Raw genomic sequence first — 18,843 nt, 5'->3', positions numbered from 1 at the left:
ACGGAGGGCAGCCCATGAACGCATCCGTGCCGCGGCTGGCGCTGGAGAACCTGGAGGTCGACATCTCCCAGGACCCGAACTGGTACCGCGATGCCGTCATCTACCAGCTCAACGTCAAGGCCTTCTACGACACCAACGGCGACGGCATCGGCGACTTCAAGGGCGTAACGGCCAAGCTGGACTACGTGAAGGACCTGGGCGTCAACACGATCTGGCTGATGCCCTTCTACCCCTCGCCGCTGCGCGACGACGGCTACGACATCGCCGAGTACAAGGACGTGAATCCGCAGTACGGCACGCTCGACGACTTCCGCGAGATGCTGGACGAGGCGCACAAGCGCGGCCTGCGCGTGATCACCGAGCTGGTCATCAACCACACCTCCGATGCGCACCCCTGGTTCCAGGCCGCGCGCAAGGCCCCGCCGGGCTCGCCCGAGCGCAACTTCTACGTCTGGAGCGACACCGACCAGCTCTACCAGGGCACGCGCATCATCTTCACCGACACCGAAACCTCGAACTGGACCTGGGACCCGGTGGCCCGGCAGTACTTCTGGCACCGCTTCTTCAGCCACCAGCCCGACCTGAACTTCGACAACCCGGCCGTGCTGGAAGCGGTGATGGACGTGATGCGCTTCTGGCTGGGCATGGGCGTGGACGGCTTCCGGCTCGACGCCATCCCCTACCTGGTGGAGCGCGACGGCACCAGCAACGAGAACCTGCCCGAGACGCATGCCGTCATCAAGAAGCTGCGCGCGACCGTCGACGCCGAATACAGCAACCGCTTCCTGCTGGCCGAAGCCAACATGTGGCCCGAGGACGTGCGCGAGTACTTCGGCGAGGGCGACGAGTGCCACATGGCCTACCACTTCCCGCTGATGCCGCGCATGTACATGTCGATCGCGCAGGAGGACCGCGACCCGATCGTGGAGATCATGCAGCAGACGCCCGACATCCCCGAAGGCTGCCAGTGGGCGATCTTCCTGCGCAACCATGACGAGCTGACGCTGGAGATGGTGACCAGCCGCGAGCGCGACTACATGTACACCACCTACGCGGCCGACCTGCGCGCACGCATCAACCTGGGCATCCGCCGGCGCCTGGCGCCGCTGATGGACAACGACAAGGACAAGATCAAGCTCATGAACGGCATGCTGCTGTCCATGCCCGGCTCGCCCATCATCTACTACGGCGACGAGATCGGCATGGGCGACAACGTGTTCGTGGGCGACCGCAACGGCGTGCGCACGCCGATGCAGTGGGCGCCCGAGCGCAACGCGGGCTTCTCGCGCGCCGACCCGCAGCGCCTGTACCTGCCGCCCATCATGGACGCCATGTACGGCTACGAAGCCGTGAACGTCGAGGCGCAGATGCGCGACAACAGCTCGCTGCTGCACTGGACGCGCCGCATGCTCGCGGTGCGCAAGACCAGCAGCGCCTTCGGGCGCGGGCGCAAGATCTTCCTCAAGCCCGGCAACCGCAAGATCCTGGCCTACCTGAGCGAGTACGGCGACGACCTGCTGCTCACGGTGTTCAACCTCTCGCGCGCGGCGCAGCCGGTGGAGCTGGACCTGTCGGCCTACAAGGGCCGCGTGCCGGTGGAGATGCTGGGCCGCACCACCTTCCCGCCCATCGGCGAGCTGCCCTACCTGCTCACGCTGGCCTCGTACGGCTTCTACTGGTTCAAGCTCACCACCGACGCGCCCGTGCCCGCCTGGCACCAGGGCGGCGTGTCGCTGGACGACCGGCCCACGCTGGTGCTTTTCGACGGCTGGACCAGCCTGTTCCGCGACCGCGTGATGCCCTGGCGCATCGCCATGTCGGAGCGCACCCGCAGCCAGGTCGAGAACGAGGTGCTGCCGCGCCACATCGAGACCCAGCGCTGGTATGCCTCCAAGGGCGAAATCATCATGCGCACCGACATCGCCGAGCACGCCGTGTGGAGCCAGGGCGAGCGCAGCTGGCTGCTGCCGCTGCTGGACGTGCGCACGCGCCAGGGCGGTGACGCGCGCTACTTCATGCCGCTGGCCATCGCCTGGGAAGACCTGGAAGAAGAACGCATGAAGCAGCTGCAGCCCGGCGCCGTCGCCAAGGTGCGGCAGCAGGCGCAGGTGGGCGTGATGGCCGACGCACTGTTCGACGAGGCCTTCTGCCGCGCCGTGGTGCTCGCCATGGCGCAGGGGCTGAATCTGCCGGCCGAAGGCGGCGAGCTGCGCTTTTCCGGCACCGCCGCGCTGGCCGGCGTGCAGCCGCAGGCCATCGAGGCGCTGGAAGTGGGCCGGCCCAGCGCGGCCAGCAGCAACACGGCGGTGATCCTGGGCGACCAGCTCTTCCTCAAGTGCTACCGCCATGTGCGAGAAGGCATCAACCCCGAGCTGGAGGTGGGCCGCTTCCTGACCGACCAGGCGCGCTTCGCCAACTGCGTGCCCGTGGCCGGCGCGGTGGAATACCACGGCAGGGACGGCACGCAGTGCACGCTGGCACTGCTGCAGGCCTACGTGCCCAACCAGGGCGATGCCTGGGACTACACCCTGGCCTACCTGGAGCGCGTGTTCGCCGAGCTGCAGGTGGCGCCCGAGGATGCGCCGGCGCCCGACCATGGCGCCTTCCTGATCCTGATGCGCCTGCTGGGCCAGCGCACGGCCGAGATGCACCTGGCCTTCGGCAGCGCCCCCGCGGAAGACGCCGCCTTCGCGGCCGAGCCGCTCACGCCGCAGGACCAGGCCGCAGTGCGCGAGCAGGTCCGCGAAGCCGCGCGCGAGACGCTGGCGCTGGCCCGCCAGCGCCTGCCCCAGCTCCCCGAGGCAGCGCAGGCCGATGCCGCGCAGTGGCTGCAGCAGGCCGAGGTGCTGCAAGCGCGCATCGACCACGACCAGCCCGACGGCGGCACCGCGCAGCGCAAGACGCGTCTGCATGGCGACTACCACCTGGGGCAGGTGCTGGTGTCACGCAACGACTTCATCCTGATCGACTTCGAGGGCGAACCCGCGCGGCCCATGCACGAGCGGCGCCAGAAGGCTTCGCCGCTGCGCGACGTGGCCGGCATGCTGCGCTCCTTCAATTACGCGCGCTGGGCGGCCCTCAAGCGCGTGGCCCAGAACGCGGACGAACTGGCGCGCCTGGGCCGCGTGGGCGCCGAATGGGAGGCCCAGGTGCGCACCGCCTTCATGGGCGGCTACACCGAAACGCTGGCCCGCGCCGGCGAAGGCGGCATCGACGAGGGGCTGCTCGGCCTGTTCGAGATCGACAAGGCGCTCTACGAGCTGCGCTACGAGCTGAACAACCGCATCGACTGGGTGCAGGTGCCGCTGCAGGGCCTGATCGCCCTGAGCCGCAACGGCGCGGCGCCGGCATCCGAAGGAGGACAGGCATGAACGAATTCGGCATCGAGCTCGGGCCCGCGCGGGCCATGCTCTTCCAGATCGGCGCCTTCATTCCGCGCCTGCTCATCGCGGCCGCCGTGCTGGTGGTGGGCTGGCTGGTGGCCAAGGTGGTGCGCTTCGCCGTCACCCGGGCGCTGCGGGCCATCAACTTCCCGGTGCTGACCGAGCGCGCCGGGCTGGACGGCTTCCTGCGCCAGGGCGGCATGGCCCTGGACACCACGGGCGTGGTGGGCGTGCTGGCCTACTGGGTCGTGATCCTGGCCGCGCTGATCGTCGCCTTCAACGGGCTCGGCCTGAGCTACGTCACCGACCTGCTGGGCCGCGTGGTCTGGTTCGTGCCCAACATCTTCGTGGCCCTGCTGGTGCTGGCCTTCGGCGCGTACTTCGCGCGCTTCGTGGCCGAGGCCGTGCTGGCCTACGGGCGCAACGTGGGACTGCGCGACGCCTACTTCTTCTCGCGCCTGGCGCAGTACGGCATCCTGATCTTCGTGGTGCTGATCGCGCTGGACCAGGTGAAGGTGGGCGGCGACATCGTGCGCCAGAGCTTCCTCGTGATCCTCGCCGGCTTCGTGTTCGCCGTCGCCCTGGCCTTCGGCCTCGCCGGCAAGGACTGGGCCGCGCGCCGCATCGACGAATGGCTCCCGCGCGATGGCCTGCCACCGGCCGACGGAACGGGCGGCGGCCCGCGCGCCGCCCCGTCGCTGCGGCCCGAAGACGGGGCACCGCCTTCCGCGGCCACAAGCGGCACGGGCGCCCCGGGCGCGATGGCCGGCCCTGCGGCCAGCGCCGGCAGCGAGCCCCCGCCCGACACGCAGACCTACCCGCATGCCGCGCCGGCCGGCGCCCCGCAGGCCCCGGAGGCCGGCCCCGCCGACCGGCGCGAGCCCGACGAGCCGCTGATCCCCCGCCGCGTCGGCGATCCGCCGCCGCCCATCTGAGGCGCGCGTGGACGGAGGTGTCCGCCCGCGCATTCCAGCCCAGCCCCGCACCCGGGCATGCCGCTTGCCCCGCCCTCGACCATGAGCCCTTCGCACGACATGCCCTTCGGCACCACCCCGCTGCCCACCGGCGGCACCCGCTTCCGGCTGTGGGCCCCGGCCGCCGACCCGGTCCATCTGGAATGGCGCCACCCGGACACCGCCGACTGGACGCGGCTGCCCATGCAGGCCGAGGCCCCCGGCCGGTACATCGCCGAGGTGCCCGGGGCCGGCCCCGGCGACCTGTACCGCTTCGCCCTGCCCGATGGGCTGACGGTGCCCGACCCGGCCTCGCGCCGCAATCCGCATGACGTGCACGGCCCGAGCGAGGTCACGGACCCCGACGCCTTCGTCTGGACCGACCAGCGCTGGCGCGGCCGGCCCTGGGAGGAAGCCGTGGTCTACGAACTGCACGTGGGCACCTTCACGTCCGAAGGCAGTTTCGACGCCGCACGCCTGCGCCTGCCGGAACTGGTGGAACTCGGCATCACGGCCGTGGAACTGATGCCGGTGGCGGAATTCCCCGGCGCGCGCGGCTGGGGCTACGACGGCGTGCTGCCTTTCGCGCCCGAAGCCTCCTACGGCACGCCGGAGTCGCTCAAGGCGCTGGTGAACGCGGCGCACGAGCTGGGGCTCATGGTGCTGCTGGACGTGGTCTACAACCACTTCGGCCCCGAAGGCAACTACCTGCATGCCTACTGCCCGGCCTTCTTCAACCCGGCGCACCAGACGCCCTGGGGCGCGGCCATCAACTTCGACGGCGAGGGGGCGGCCGACGTGCGCGCCTTCTTCGTGCACAACGCGCTGTACTGGGTGGAGGAATTCCATTTCGACGGCCTGCGGCTCGATGCGGTGCATGCGATCCGCGACGATTCCGCGCGCCACATCGTGGCCGAGATCTGCGAGGCGCTGCAGCGCGGCCCGGGCCGCGCGCGCCAGGTGCACGTGGTGCTGGAGAATGACCTCAACCAGGCCCGCCTGCTCGAGCGCGACGCGCAGCGGCGCCCGCGCCTGGCCACCGCGCAGTGGAACGACGACCTGCACCATGCGGCGCATGTGAGCCTCACGGGCGAACAGGACGGCTACTACCTCGACTATGCGCAGCAGCCGCTGGCGGGCCTGGGCCGCGCCTTCGCGGGAGGCTACGTCTACCGGGGCCAGCCCTCGCCCTTCCGCGAGGGCGAGGCGCGGGGCGAGCCCACCGACCACCTGCCCTGCGGCGCCTTCGTGAGCTACCTGCAGACGCACGACCAGATCGGCAACCGCGCCTTCGGCGACCGCATCGACGCCCTGGCCGACCCGGCGCGGGTGCGCGGGCTGCGGCTGGCGCTGCTGCTGTCGCCCCATGCGCCCCTGCTGTTCATGGGCGAGGAATGGGCTTCTGTCACGCCCTTCCAGTTCTTCTGCGACTTCGGGCCCGACCTGGCGCAGGCCGTGTCCGGCGGCCGGCGCGCGGAGTTCGGCCATTTCGCGGCCTTCAAGGACGAGGCCGCGCGGGCGCGCATTCCCGATCCCAATGACGCGGCCACCTTCGAAGCCTCGCGGCTGGACCGCGAGGAGCGCGACCGCGCCAGCCATGCCCAGGCGCTGTACGAGGTGCGCCAGGCGCTGGCGCTGCGCCAGCGCGAGATCGTGCCGCACCTGCCCTCGCGCCCCGGCAGCGGCCGGTGGCACGTGGAAGGGACGCTGCTGTACCTGCAATGGACGCTGGACGCCGGCAAAGCGGGCCCGGGCCGGAGGGGCCGCGGCGGCGGCCCGCGCGCCGCCCTGCTGCAGATGGTGATCAACCTCGGCCTCGAGGACGCGCGTGCGGCGCGCCCGCCGGGGCGCGTGATCCACCGCCACGGCGTGCAGCCGCAGCACCCCGGGCAGGAGCGCAGCGCGCTGCTGCTGGCCCCCGGCGGCCTGTGCGTGGCCCTGCAGGAGGAAGGCCGCGATGCATGAGGCCCTTCACCGCGCCTGCGCGCGCATGGGCCTCGCCACGGCGTATGACGATGTCTGGGGACGGCGCATCGAGGTGAAGCCCGCGCACCTGGCCGCCTTGCTGGCGCAGTTCGGCATGGGGGCGCACGCGCCGGGGGACGAAGCCGCCTGGGCGGCCGAGGTGCGCGCCTTCGACGAGGCGCAGGCACGCCGCGCCTTGCCGCCCGTGGTGCGCGTGGCGGCCGACGCGGGGCCGTGGACCGTGCCGCTGCGCCTGGCGCAGCCGCTGCCGGCCGCGCTGGACTGGACGCTGGTGGACGAGCAAGGCACGCAACATGCCGGCCGGGCGGTGCTGCAGTTACGCGAGCCGGGCGAGGCCGGTATGCCGGCGTATGTGGATGCGCAGGTGGACAGCCCCCTGCCGCTGGGCTACCACCGCCTGCGCCTGGCCGGCCAGGCCGGCGAGACCCTGGTCATCGCCGCGCCGGCGCGCTGCTGGTTGCCCGAGGATGCCGGTCTGCCGCCCGATGGGGGCGTGGCGCGCCAGTGGGGCGTGGCCGCGCAGCTGTATGCACTGCGCTCCGACAGGCAATGGGGCATCGGCGACTTCACTGACCTCGCCGAGCTGGCCGGCACCGCCGCGCGCCTGGGGGCGCAGGCCATCGGCCTGAACCCGCTGCATGCGCTGTTCGCCGAGGATGCGTCCAAGTGCAGCCCCTACAGCCCGTCCTCGCGCCAGCACCTGAACCCGCTGTACATCGACGTGGAAGCCGTGCCGGCCTACCGGCGCTGCGAGGCCGCGCGCCGCCGCGTCGGCACGCCGGCCTTCCAGGCCCGCCTGGCCGCGCTGCGCGCCGCGCCGCTGGTGGACCTGGCCGGCGTGGCGCAGGCCAAGCTGGAAGTGCTGCGGCTGGTGCACGCGCAATGGCGGCAACGCGCGGCCGAGGACGGTGCCGGTGCCGACGCCGAGGAACGCGCGGAGTTCGAGGCCTTCGTGCGCCTGCGCGGCGAGGCGCTGCAGCGCCAGGCCCTCTTCGACGCCCTGCAGGCCCATCACCGCGGCCTGGACGCGCTGGCCTGGGGCTGGCCCTGCTGGCCCGAGGCGCTGCGCGCGCCCGACAGCCCCGGGACCGCCGCCTTCGCCCGCGCGCAGGAGGTGCAGGTCGAGTTCCACCAGTGGCTGCAGTGGCTGGCCGATGCGCAATTGCAGGCCGCCGCCCAGCGCTGCCGCGCCGAAGGCATGGCCATCGGCCTGTACCTGGACCAGGCGGTGTCGGTGGACCGCTACGGGGCCGACGCCTGGAGCGCGGGCGACGTGCTCGCCACGCAGGTGAGCGTGGGCGCGCCGCCCGACGAATTCAACCCGCTGGGCCAGGACTGGGGCCTGCCGCCGCTGCGCCCGGCGCGCCTGCGCGAGACGGGCTACCGCCTGTTCATCGACACGCTGCGCGCCAACATGCGCGGCGCGGGCGCCCTGCGCATCGACCACGTGATGGGGCTGGTGCGCCTGTTCTGCATTCCGCCCGGCGGCAGCCCGGCCGACGGCGCCTACCTGCATTGCGACGCCGAGGAGATGCTGGCCATCGTGGCGCTGGAAAGCCAGCGCCACCACTGCATGGTGATCGGCGAGGACCTGGGCACCGTGGCCGACGCCACGCGCGCGCTGCTGCAGCGCCACGGCCTGCTGTCGTACCGCCTGCTGTACTTCGAGCGCGAGGGCGGCACCTTCAGGGACACGGCCCGCTACCCGCAGGACGCGCTGGTGGCCGTGAGCACGCACGACCTGGCCACCCTGCAGGGCTGGTGGCGCGGCACCGACCTGGCCGAACGCGTGCGGCTGGACCTGTTCCCCAACGAGGCGCTCGCGCGCCGCCAGCTCGCGGGGCGCGCCGAAGAACGCGTGCAGCTGCTCTTCGCGCTGCAGGACGCCGGACTGCTGGCGCGCGACGTGGTCGCGCAGGCCCTGGCCAGCCCGCACCTGGATGCGGCCGCCGTGGCCGCCGTGCATGCCTGGCTGGCGCGCTCGCCCGCGCGGCTGATGATGGTGCAGGCCGAGGACCTGCTGGACGTGGCCGAGCAGGCCAACCTGCCCGGCACCGTGGACGGCCACCCCAACTGGCGCCGCCGCCTGCCGCTGGCCGCCGCCGACGGCGCGGGATGGCAGGCCGACGCGCGCGTGCGCGCCATCGCCGAGGCGGTGCTGCGCGAGCGGCCCGCGCCACGCCGCGGCAGCGCCGGCGCCACCGCGGTCATCCCGCGCGCGACCTACCGGTTGCAGTTCCACAAGGGCTTCACCTTCGACGACGCGGCCGGGATCCTGCCCTACCTCGCCCGGCTGGGCATCAGCCACGTGTACTGCTCGCCCATCCAGCGCGCGCGGCCCGGCAGCATGCACGGCTATGACGTGGTGGCCCATGGCGAGATCAACCCGGAGCTGGGCGGCTTCGACGGCTTCGCGCGCTTCTCCGAGGCGCTGCGCCAGCACGGCCTCGGGCAGTTGCTGGACCTGGTGCCCAACCACATGGGCGTGCTGGGCGCGGACAACCCGTGGTGGATGGACGTGCTGGAAAACGGCGCCGAATCGGCCTTCGCGCATTACTTCGACATCGACTGGGAGGCGCTGGACCCGGCCCTCACGGGCAAGGTGCTGATCCCGGTGCTGGGCGAGGCCTACGGCCGCGTGCTCGACGACGGCCAGCTGGTGCTGGCGCTGGAGCCCGGCGGCGGCCGGCTGGCCGTGCACTACCACGCCCACCGCTTCCCGCTGGCGCCGGACAGCTATGCTGAGGTGCTGCGCTGGGCCGCGGGCCTGACCGACGACGCCGCCGTGCAGGCCGAGCTGGACGGCATCGGCCACGCGCTGGCGCACCTGCCCGGCCGCGCGGAGGCGGGCGCGCGCCAGCGCGAGAAGCAGGCGGCCTTCGCGCGCCTGGCCGCGCTGGCCGCCGCCCCGGCGGGGCACCAAGCGCTGGACGAGGCCCTGCGCGCCTGGAACCGGCCGCGCGCGCGCGACGCGCTGCACGGCCTGCTGGAGCGCCAGCATTACCGCCTGGCCTTCTGGTGCGTGGCCTCGGACGAGATCAACTACCGCCGCTTCTTCGACATCAACGAGCTGGCCGCCTTGCGCGTGGAAGAACCCGAGGTGTTCGAAGCCACGCAGGGCCTGGCGCTGGACCTGGCCGCGCGCGGCTGGGTGGAAGGGCTGCGCATCGACCACCCCGACGGCCTGCGCGACCCCGCCACCTACTTCGCCCGCCTGCAGGCCGGCTATGCGCGCCGCGTGGGCCTGCCGCCGCCGGGCCCGGCGGCGGACGGCCGGCCCGAGCGGCCGCTGTACGTGGTGGCCGAGAAAATCGCCGCCGGCCACGAGGAAGTGCCGCTGAGCTGGTGCGTGCATGGCACCACGGGCTACCGCTTCGCCAACGTGGCCAACGGCGTGCTGATCGACACCACGGCCGAGGCCGCCTTCGGCCGGGCCTGGCAGACCTTCACGGGCCTGCGCGAGCCCTACGAGGAGACGGTGCTGCGCAGCAAGCGCGCGGTGGCCCACAACGCACTGGCCTCGGACCTGCAGGTGCTCGGCGCCCTGCTGCTGCGGCTGGCGCGCGCCGACCGCGCCACGCGCGACTACACGCTGGGCAACCTGCGCCGCGCGCTGGCCGACGTGGCGGCGCACATGAGCGTGTACCGCAGCTACGTGACCGGCGCCGGCTTCACGCCGCAGGACGAGCGCTTCGTCACCGAAGCCGTGAACGCGGCCCGCGCGCGCAGCGAGCTGGCGGACACCACGGTGTTCGACTTCCTGCAGGACGCGATGCTGTGCCGCACGCCGCTGCCGGCCGACCCGGCCCAGGCGCGCGAGGTGCGCGCGCTGGCCGAGCGCTTCGCGGCCCGCTTCCAGCAGTTCACCGCGCCGGTGGCGGCCAAGGGCGTGGAGGATGCGGCCTTCTACCGCTACTTCCCGCTGGTCGCCCTGAACGAGGTGGGCGGCGAGCCGGCGCAGTTCGGCCTGACGCTCGCGCAGTTCCACACCGCGAGCCAGGAACGCGCGCGGCACTGGCCGCACACGATGCTGGCCACCTCCACGCACGACAACAAGCGGTCGGAGGACGTGCGCACGCGCATCGACGTGCTGTCGGAGATGCCGGCTGCCTGGCGCCTGGCGCTGCGCCGCTGGCGCGCCTTCCATGCCGGGCTGCGGTCCGGGGCGGCCGAGCGCTTCGGCGTCGCGCCCGCGCGCGCCGACGAATTCCTGCTGTACCAGACGCTCGTCGGTTCGTGGCAGCCCGCGCAAGACGCGGCCACCTACGCCGACCGCATCGCCGCCTATGCGCGCAAGGCCGCGCGCGAGGCCAAGGTGCACACCAGCTGGCTGCAGCCGCAGGCCGCCTACGAAGAGGCGCTCGAGCATTTCGTGCGCGGCGTGCTGGACCGGCAGGGCAATGCCGCCTTCTGGACCGACTTCGAGGCGCTCGCGCGCACCGTGCGCTGGTACGGCGGGCTCAACAGCCTGGTGCTGGTGATGCTCAAGTACACCAGCGTGGGCGTGCCCGACCTGTACCAGGGCAACGAGGTCTTCGACTTCAGCCTGGTGGACCCCGACAACCGACGCCCGGTGGACTATGCCGCGCGCGCGGCGCGCCTGCAGGCGCTGGACAGCGAGGCGCCCTTCACGGCCGAAGGCGCGGTGCTGGGCGCCGCCGCGCTGGACGATGCCAAGCTGTGGATCACGTCCCGGCTGCTGGACTTGCGCGCGCGCGCCTGGCCCGTGTTCCGCGACGGCGGGCACGAACCCTGGGCGGTGGACGGCCCGGCCGCGGACGCCTGCATCGCCTTCCAGCGCCGCAGCGAGGCGGGCCGCGTGCTGGTGCTCGGCGGCCGCTTCTTCGCGCGCCAGAGCGGCGCGGCGGGCGATCCCTGGTCGGCCGCCGCCCCGGCCGGCCCCTGGGACGCCTCGCCCTGGCGGGAAGCCAGCGTGCGCCTGCCGGCCCTGGAGGTGAGCCAGGGGCAGCGCTGGCGCGACGTGCTGACCGGCCGCACGCATGCGGCCGGCGAGCGGCTGCCGGTGCGCACGCTGCTCGCGGCGCTGCCGTGCGCGGTGCTGGAGGCCGTGTAAAGGCGCACCACCGCGCGGTGGGCGCACGCCGCCGGACACCGGCGCCCTCGCGGCGCCTCGTCCGACACGCGTGTCAGATACGGCGCGCCATAAGCAGTCACTCCGCACCGCACACGAGACGACCATGCCTGCCCTTGCCGCCGCCGCACCTGCCGCTTCCTGGTCCATCTACCCGCTGGCGCAGGCGACGGCGGCGCTCGCGCCCTGCCTGCTGCTGGTCGGCGACCGCGACGCGCCGCAGGCCGACGACATCGACGCCATTGCCGATCTCGCAACCGCGCACGGCTGCGGCACCGTCAGCGTCTGCCGGGGGCATTCGGGCGACGAGCGCACGCGCCGCGAACACCTGCGCGCGCTGGCCGACGAATACGACCGCCTGCGCGCGCGGGCCTGCGCCCTGCACGCACCGGTGGAGCCCCCGGTCTGGGTGATCGCCTCGGGCTACGGCGCCTATCTCGCCACGCTGCTGAGCCAGCGCCGCGCCATCGACCGCATGCTGCTGCGCTCGCCGCGCGTCTACCCCGACGCTGGCTGGGACCTGCCCAAGGCGCAGCTGGACGACCGCCTCGCGCGTTCGCCCAGCCCGTTCCGCCTGGCGCCCAACGACAACCTCGCGCTGTGTGCCGCCGGCCAGTACCTGGGCCAGGTGTGGATCGTGGACAGCCCGGGCGAAGACCTCGCGCACCACAGCCTGCACGTGGATTACTTCCACGCCTTCTCGCGCGCACGCGACCGCAACCTGGCGACGCTGGGCCGCGCGCCAGCGGGCGTGACGACGGCGGAGCCGGGGGACGACTTCCGGGACACGGTGGCACGCTGGCTGGATACACAGGGCTGAGCGCCGGCCGTCGCACCCGGGTTGCGAAGCCGGCCGCTGCGAGAGGCCTCGGCGGGAAGCAGGCCAGGGCTTGAGGCTTCTGGGTTGCAGCTTGTGGCCCGGCCAAGGCCCCTGGGCCGGGGCCGGGGCGCTTCAAGCGAAGCGGTCGACGCTGCACGCCGACTGCCCTGCGGTGCGCGCGAAGCCGGCCCGCGGCAGAACTCGCTGCGCGCTGCTTCGCACCGCTTCGCTCGAACAGCTGCCGCCAGTCAGTTCACGAAGCGCGCCTGTCCTTCGGCAGGCGCGCGGCCGGCTTCGCTGTGCTCCTCGGCGCTTCACAGGCGCGCCCCTCCCCCGGCCCAAGGGCCTTGGCCTGCGTCGCGCTACGACCAGTGAGGCAAGAGCGTGCCTGGGCCGGCTCGTGAGCCACCGACGTGCAAAACGCATGGCGGCCCCGGGCGGGCGGCGCGGGCGACTTCAGGGGCGGCGAGAAGCACAGCGCGGGCGGCGGGCCGCGCGAAGTCGCGCGGGCTTCGTGATCTGACTCATCGCGCCTGTCTGAACGCAGCGCCGCGCAGCGGCGCGAAGTGAGTTCGCGATGCCGCCGGCCGCGCGCGCATCGCAGCGAAGTCGGCGCGCAGCGCCGACCGTCCCTGTAGGAGCCCGCGCCGCCCGCCCGGGGCCGCCATGCGCGGGGCGCCACCCCTCGCGCCGCCCGTCCCGGGATCGTCATGCGCGGGGCGCCACCCTCACGCCGCCCAGCCCGGGATCGTCATGCGCAATACGGCACCCCCGCGCGCCGCCCGCGCGTGAGGCGACCACGGGTTGGGCGCCGCCCTCCTTGGCCCACCCTCGTGAGGCTGGATCAGCCCTCTTCGCCTGCCGCCTGCGCGACCGCTTCCCGCGCCAGCAGAAAGGTGGCCGCATTCCAGCTCTGCCCCGCCATGCCCATGGGCGCCAGCGTGCGGCCGTGGAACCATTCGGTGAAGCGCCAATCGGCCTGCGCGTTGGCGGCGGCCAGCTGCTCCAGCGCCGCGCGCGCGGCCTGCACGCGGCCCAGGCGCGCCAGGGCCATCACCCAGTAGCCGCCCACGAAAGGCCAGAGACCGCCGTTGTGGTACTGGTGCGCCAGGTTCTGCTGATGGCGGCCCATGTAGGCCCGCCACAGCGGATGCCCCGGCGACAACGGATGCAGCGCGACGCGCACGGGCCAGGGCTCGGCCGCCTGGGCGCGCTCGACGGTGTGCACGATGCGGTGGGCCATCGCCTCGTCGGCCAGGCCGAACAGCAGCGCCAGCAAATTGCCGAACACGTCGCCCTCGTCCCCCACGAACGACAGGTTCACGAAGCTCAGGTACATGCCCGGGTCGCGGCGGCCGCGGCGCGCATAGTGGCGCAGCAAGCGGCCGCGGTGGTACTCGGGCAGGTCGCGCTGGAAAGGGTTGAACAGGTGATTGAAATGGTGCCGCGTGGCCTCGGCATGCGGCAGTCCGAAGCGGCGCTTGACCTCGAACCACAGCGCGTTGGTGTAGAGCACGAAGCCCGAGCGCGGCATGATGTCGGCCCAGTCGCTGGCCTCGTTCTGCTGCAGCAGCCGGAAATGCTGGTGCTCCTGCGCGTGCAGCCACTGCAGTGCCAGCGCCACCTGCGCACCCCAGCGGCCGGCTTCGACCCGCCCGCTCGCGCGCACGTGATCGACCGCGATCAGCCACCACAGCGTGGCGTCGATGCAGCCCAGGTACCAGAAATCGGCGTCCTGCCCGTGCGGGTCCACGTACTTGGGAATCTGGCCGTTGTCCGCCTGCTGCGCCGCCAGCGCGTCGAGGCTGGCCACCGCCCCCGCCTCCAGCGCCGCGCTGCCGCTGCCGCACATGGCCATCACGCAGATGGCCGCGTCGCGCCCGAAGATGCGCGTATAGCGCCGCGCGGCCGCGGCTTCGGTGGGCGAGGCCGCGAGGATGCCGTGGCGGCTCAGGTTGCGTTCGAGCAGATGGAGGGACGCATCGGCGCAGGCATCGACCAGGGAAAGGCGGGCGGGCGCAGGAGCGGGTGCAGGCTGTCGGTCTGTCATCGGGGCGGGTCGGGGCCGAGAAGGGCATGCACCGCCGGCCTGTCATGGCCGACATCCAGCCCCGGCAGCGCGTGCAATGCCGACCCATGATAGGCGCCGACACGAAAGCCCACCGCCCTGCGGTGGCGCCGGATCATTCGGGACGGGAACACGCCCCTGCGCGGCGCCGCGCGTCCGACCGGGCGGGGTCATGCCCTCCTACACGCTGTGAAAGCAAGTGTTTCTAGTGTGCATATTGCCGGCCGACGCCCTCTCTTCCTTCCTTCATGTCGTCCGCGCGATTGCATCCGAGGACCGGCCATGGACGACGTCAGAGACCCGAACTTCGCAGCCTGGATCGAGGCCGAACGCAGCGCCTACGAGGCCGTGCACCGCCTGCACCAGAGCACGCAGGGCGGCCGGCTGGCGCCTGCGCCGGGCGCCATCGCCGCCGTGGTGGCGCTGCGCCGCGCGGCCAACAACCGGCTCGCGCTCATTTCCCACCCCGGCCCGCCACCGGCGCGCCGCCCGCGTCCGCTCGTGCAGCGCGCCGCAGTCAACGACAGCGACGGCTTCGCGCCGCCGCGCACCCCGCCGGCAGCGCCGCATCGCGTCGCGCTCTGACCGTTGCGCGCCGATCCGCCTGCGGCCCGGGCCTTGCGCAGCGCATGGCCAGGCCGATGGGCGCGCGTGGGGGCCGCCTGCTTGAGCGGTTGGAGCGGTTGGAGCGGTGAATCTCTTCAGCGATTCCGAGACGTGCTTCGTCGTCGGAATCCGCCTTGCCACTCTGCGCAACGCCAAGCCCCAAAAACCGGTTCGCCCCACGTTGAGCCGCTGCTGCCCCCATGCGCCCGAGGCTGCTCGCGCACTTTCCAATCTGGCAGAGCCCTTGGGGGCTTCATGGCTTTTCGGCGCGTGGCGGCCTAGACTTGCACGCCATGTCTTCGCTGACTTCCTCGTGTCCGCTCGCCGCCCTGGCGGGTTGCGTGGGCCCCGCCTTGCGGCTGGGCTGCCCGCGCCGCACGGCCGGCCATCTCCGGGCCCGGCGGTCGGCACCTTGAAGTTCTCCCCCTTTCCTTCCTGCTGCTGATCTCCGGGCCTCCTGTCCCAGGAAGTCCCTCGCGCCTCATGCGGGGGACGCGCTCGTCCTGCGCCCGCCCGCGGGCGCCTTCCGGAGATCTCCCATGCAGTTGCGGCACGTGCTGGCCGTCGTCGATTTTTCCTGCCTGGACGCGGGCCTGCCCGCGGTCTGGCGCGCCGCGCATCTGGCGCGGGCCCATGCGGCCGAACTGGCCCTGTTCTGCCTCGTCGAGCCCGAGGACGCGCGCCCGGCCTCGCGCTTCGGTGCCACGGCACCGCCTGCGCGGGCGCGGGCCGATCTGCTGCACCTGGCCGGCGGCATCCGCGAGGCCCTGGGCCTGGTCCCTGCCGTCGTCGTGGGCGTGGGCGAGGAAGGCCGCGCCACCTTGCAGGCCTGTGTGCGGCGGGCGGACCTGCTGGTCACGGGCGCCGGCCCGCGGTCGGCTGCCGTGCGGTGGGCGCGGGCCCAGGGCGTGCCGGTGCTGCTGGCGCGCATGCCGCCCCCGCATGTGCACCGCAGCGCGCTGGTGGTGCACGAGCCGGGCGTGGCAGCCCTGCGGCCGCTGCTGGGTGCCGCGCGCTGGCTGTGCCGGCCGGAAGGCCTCCAGGCCCTGCGCCTGATGGACCGGCGGCCCGGACGCCTTCTGCAGGCCACGGACCAGCCGGCGCCGGCCCTCCAGGCACTGAAACAGCTGGCTCAGCAGGCGGCCCTGCACCGCCTGCGGGACGAATTGGCGGCCGCGGGTCTGCGGCCGGAGCAGGGCCAGGTGCTGCCCGCGCCCTCGCCGGCGGCCGTGCAGCACGCCCAGCGGCGCCACCAGGCGCAGCTGCTGGTGCTGGGCCAACGGCGCGCCCCGCGCGGGTGGGACTGGCGGGACTGGCTCTCGCCCGGCCTGGGGCGCGCCCTCGTCGCGGCGGCCACCGGCGACCTGCTGCTGGTGCCCGGGGGCCTGCCGACGGCCAAGGAGGCGCGCTTCGCCCTGCACCAGGCGCGATGCGACGGTCTGCTGGGCACGCCGCGCTGACATGGCCGCCACCGTCTTTCACGCCGCCGGCGCGACCGGAGGCCGCCGTGCGCGCGCCCGTGCGCAGCGCAGCGCCCCGGCGTTGCCCGTGATGCGCCTGGCCGCCGCGCTGCGCGCCCTGGCCGCGCGCGCGCACCCGCATCTCACCGAGCTGCGCATCGACGTCGGCGCCCCGCCGCCATCGGTCGAGGCCGAACTGGACGCCTTGCAGCAGCGCTTCGAGGCGCGCGTGCGGGCGCACTGCACCTGCCTTGGGCTGCCTTTGGGCGGCCTGCGCGCCTGGCATCGCGAGGCCGACGGCGAGCACCATGTGTACATCGAATGCCCGGTCGCCCGGCGCCTGGTCGGCCACGTGGTGTTCAACCGCCTGATCGAAATCCACCGCAGCCTGGACCCGCACGTGCGCTCGCCGCACACGCGCATCGCGCCCGCCTACCAGGGCCGCGGCGTCGCCAGCACGGTCTACCGCTGGGCGCTGGACGCCGGCTTCAGCCTGGTCAGCGGGGCGCGGCAATCACCGGGCGCCCATGCGCTGTGGCACGCACTCGGGCGCCATTACCACCTCAGCTATGTGCAACTGGTGCGCAAGGAACTGCGCCTGCTGGGCCCGCAGGCCGCGCCGGCCCTGCGCGAAGGGCTGGACACGCGGCTGATGCTGTTCGGCGTGCCGGCGCGGCGGTGAAGGCGCCGGCCCTACATCGACGGCTGCACCCGGCCGCGCGCCCTTCAGGCCTCAAGCCGCGACGCCCGACATCTCGGCCATCAGTTCCTCCTTGCGCGCTTCGAGCTGCTCGCGCATGGCGACCAGGTCCAGCTTGCGGGCAGCGCGCGCCTTGGGAAAGAGCTCGTTGCGCTCTTCCTTCACGTGATGGTCCACGTACTCGCCGAGCACCGTGACCTTGGCGTCGAACATGTCGTCCACCTCCTGCGCATCCTGGATCTGCGCGATCAGGTCCTTGGCGCTCGCGTGCTCGACCTCGGCTTCGTCCAGCAGGTCGGTGTCCTTGATGGCCTCGCGCACGGCCGGGTAGAAGATCTCCTCCTCGATCTGCGTGTGCACCGTGAGCTCCAGGCAGATCTCCTGCGCCAGCTCGCGCTTCTTCTGGGCGGCGCCCCGCGCCTTGGACTGCGCGAGCTCCTCGTAGTCCTTGAACATCTTCTTGACCTTGCGGTGGTCCGCCTCCAGCAGGGTGCAGGCATCGGGCTGGCTTCGACGGGTCGTGGCTGGCATGGTGATCTCCGATCAACGAGGGCAGGGAATGTGAAGCCCGCAGCTTGGCCGGAGCACCGCGCGGCCGGTGTAGGAACGGCGCGCGGCGCGCTCTCGGAGGGCCGCACCGCAGTCGACGGACAGGACCGCCCCGCGCACCGGCCGGCCACCCCGCCCGCGCCCCTGCGGCAGCGAGCCGCCTGCCTTAGACTGTATGCACATATGGGGTATCCTGTTAGCTCCAGGATGCCCAAAAAGTGCTGGATAAATATACAGCAATCGACTCCGGCGGAGTCAACCCCTATCCGCGCACGTGGAGCGAATTTCTCGCCCGCTTTCCGACTGAGGAGGCCTGCCTCACCTACCTGGAGGCGTTGCGTTGGCCGCAGGGGTTCGTCTGCCCGCGTTGCGCAGTCGCATCCTCGCCTTCACGCGTCAGTCGCGGTCGGCTGCTGTGCAAAGACTGTGGCCATCAGAGTACGGTCACCGCAGGCACGATCTTCGACAAGACGCGCACGCCACTGCGGGTGTGGCTGGCTGGCGCCTGGTACGTGACCAACCAGAAGCTGGGGGTCAGCGCGCTTGGCCTACAGCGGGTGCTGGGGCTGGGTGGCTATCAGACAGCGTGGACGATGCTGCATCGGTTCCGCAAGGCGATGGTCCGCCTGGATCGGGAGCGGCTGGGCGGATTGGTCGAGGTCGACGAAACCTACCTGGCGATCACCGACCGTGAAGCGCCCATCTCCAAGGCCAAGCGCAAGAACAACACCAGCAAGGTGCTCATCGCCATAGCCGTGGAGGTGCATGAGCCCAAGGGGTTCGGCCGCATCCGGCTGCAGCGCGTCGACAGCGACGCGGACGTCTGCGTCGTGCCATTCGTCGAGGCGAACATCGAACCAGGCTCCGTGGTGAGGACCGACGGCTCGGCGGCTTACCGTTCGTTGACGCAGCGCGGCTACACCCACCAGCGCACCGTCATGCTGGGCTCCGACGTTCCCGCTCACGTCTCCATGGTCGGCGTCCATCGCGTGGCATCGCTGGTCAAGCGATGGATCCTCGGAACCCACCATGGCGCTGTCCAGCCGGGCCATCTCGACGCCTACCTGGACGAGTTCGTCTTCCGCTTCAACCGGCGGACCTCCGGCTCTCGTGGTCTGCTGTTCTACCGGCTGCTGCAGCAAGCCGTCATCACCGATCCGCTCACTTACAACGATGTCGTCAGTCGGCAACCCGTGGTTGCCAACTCGGAGTAGGATGGCTGTATG

9 protein-coding genes and 2 pseudogenes are annotated in these 18,843 nt (G+C 72.5%); 9 read left to right on the top strand and 2 right to left on the bottom strand.

The annotated features are described in order from the left end of the window. The first annotated feature begins 14 nt into the window (after positions 1-14). The 5 genes and pseudogenes from treS (at position 15) to LG388_RS18545 (ending at position 12,234) form a co-directional block, all read left to right on the top strand. Positions 15-3,371 (top strand): maltose alpha-D-glucosyltransferase, encoded by a 3,357-nt coding sequence (treS, locus tag LG388_RS18565; protein ID WP_225784193.1) that lies wholly within the window; start codon positions 15-17, stop codon positions 3,369-3,371. Continuing rightward, positions 3,368-4,108: pseudogene (locus tag LG388_RS18560) on the top strand (hypothetical protein); the annotation flags it as partial. The gene treS and the pseudogene LG388_RS18560, both read left to right, overlap by 4 nt. 291 nt (positions 4,109-4,399) lie before the next feature. Continuing rightward, positions 4,400-6,301, top strand: a complete 1,902-nt coding sequence (treZ, locus tag LG388_RS18555; RefSeq protein WP_225784192.1) for a malto-oligosyltrehalose trehalohydrolase — start codon at positions 4,400-4,402, stop codon at positions 6,299-6,301. Beyond that, positions 6,294-11,396: a malto-oligosyltrehalose synthase gene (gene treY / locus LG388_RS18550; RefSeq protein WP_225784191.1), complete on the top strand. Its 5,103-nt coding sequence runs from the start codon at positions 6,294-6,296 to the stop codon at positions 11,394-11,396. The genes treZ and treY overlap by 8 nt, the downstream gene beginning before the upstream one ends. 124 nt (positions 11,397-11,520) lie before the next feature. Continuing rightward, positions 11,521-12,234, top strand: a complete 714-nt coding sequence (locus tag LG388_RS18545; RefSeq protein WP_225784190.1) for a hypothetical protein — start codon at positions 11,521-11,523, stop codon at positions 12,232-12,234. A gap of 844 nt (positions 12,235-13,078) precedes the next feature. Here the strand turns inward: LG388_RS18545 and LG388_RS18540 are convergent. Next, complete coding sequence (locus tag LG388_RS18540) at positions 13,079-14,284, bottom strand: amylo-alpha-1,6-glucosidase (protein WP_225784189.1); 1,206 nt, start codon at positions 14,282-14,284, stop codon at positions 13,079-13,081. Positions 14,285-14,584: 300 nt separating this feature from the next. Between LG388_RS18540 and LG388_RS18535 the strand changes: the two genes are divergently transcribed. The 3 genes from LG388_RS18535 to LG388_RS18525 all read left to right on the top strand — a co-directional run bounded on the left by LG388_RS18535 (position 14,585) and on the right by LG388_RS18525 (position 17,050). Next, positions 14,585-14,887 carry a hypothetical protein gene (locus tag LG388_RS18535; protein ID WP_225784188.1) on the top strand — a complete coding sequence of 101 codons (303 nt, stop codon included), beginning with the start codon at positions 14,585-14,587 and terminating at the stop codon, positions 14,885-14,887. Between the two features lie 560 nt (positions 14,888-15,447). After that, positions 15,448-16,368 carry a hypothetical protein gene (locus tag LG388_RS18530; RefSeq protein WP_225784187.1) on the top strand — a complete coding sequence of 307 codons (921 nt, stop codon included), beginning with the start codon at positions 15,448-15,450 and terminating at the stop codon, positions 16,366-16,368. A 1-nt stretch (position 16,369) separates the two neighbouring features. After that, a complete protein-coding gene (locus LG388_RS18525; RefSeq protein ID WP_225784186.1) occupies positions 16,370-17,050 on the top strand; it encodes an N-acetyltransferase in 681 nt (226 codons plus the stop codon). Positions 17,051-17,101: 51 nt separating this feature from the next. On the opposite strand, the gene LG388_RS18520 is transcribed toward LG388_RS18525, so the two are convergent. After that, entirely contained in the window at positions 17,102-17,599 is a 498-nt protein-coding gene (locus LG388_RS18520; RefSeq protein ID WP_225784185.1) for a hemerythrin domain-containing protein, read from the bottom strand. A gap of 193 nt (positions 17,600-17,792) precedes the next feature. On the opposite strand from LG388_RS18520, the pseudogene LG388_RS18515 reads away from it, so the two are divergent. Beyond that, a pseudogene (locus LG388_RS18515) lies at positions 17,793-18,831 on the top strand (IS1595 family transposase). Positions 18,832-18,843 lie beyond the last annotated feature (12 nt).

This window comes from Xenophilus sp. Marseille-Q4582, assembly GCF_916700565.1.
GTDB lineage: Bacteria > Pseudomonadota > Gammaproteobacteria > Burkholderiales > Burkholderiaceae_C > Xenophilus.
Note: the sequence above shows the minus strand (reverse complement) of the source record. Positions and strands in the feature narration are given on the sequence as shown.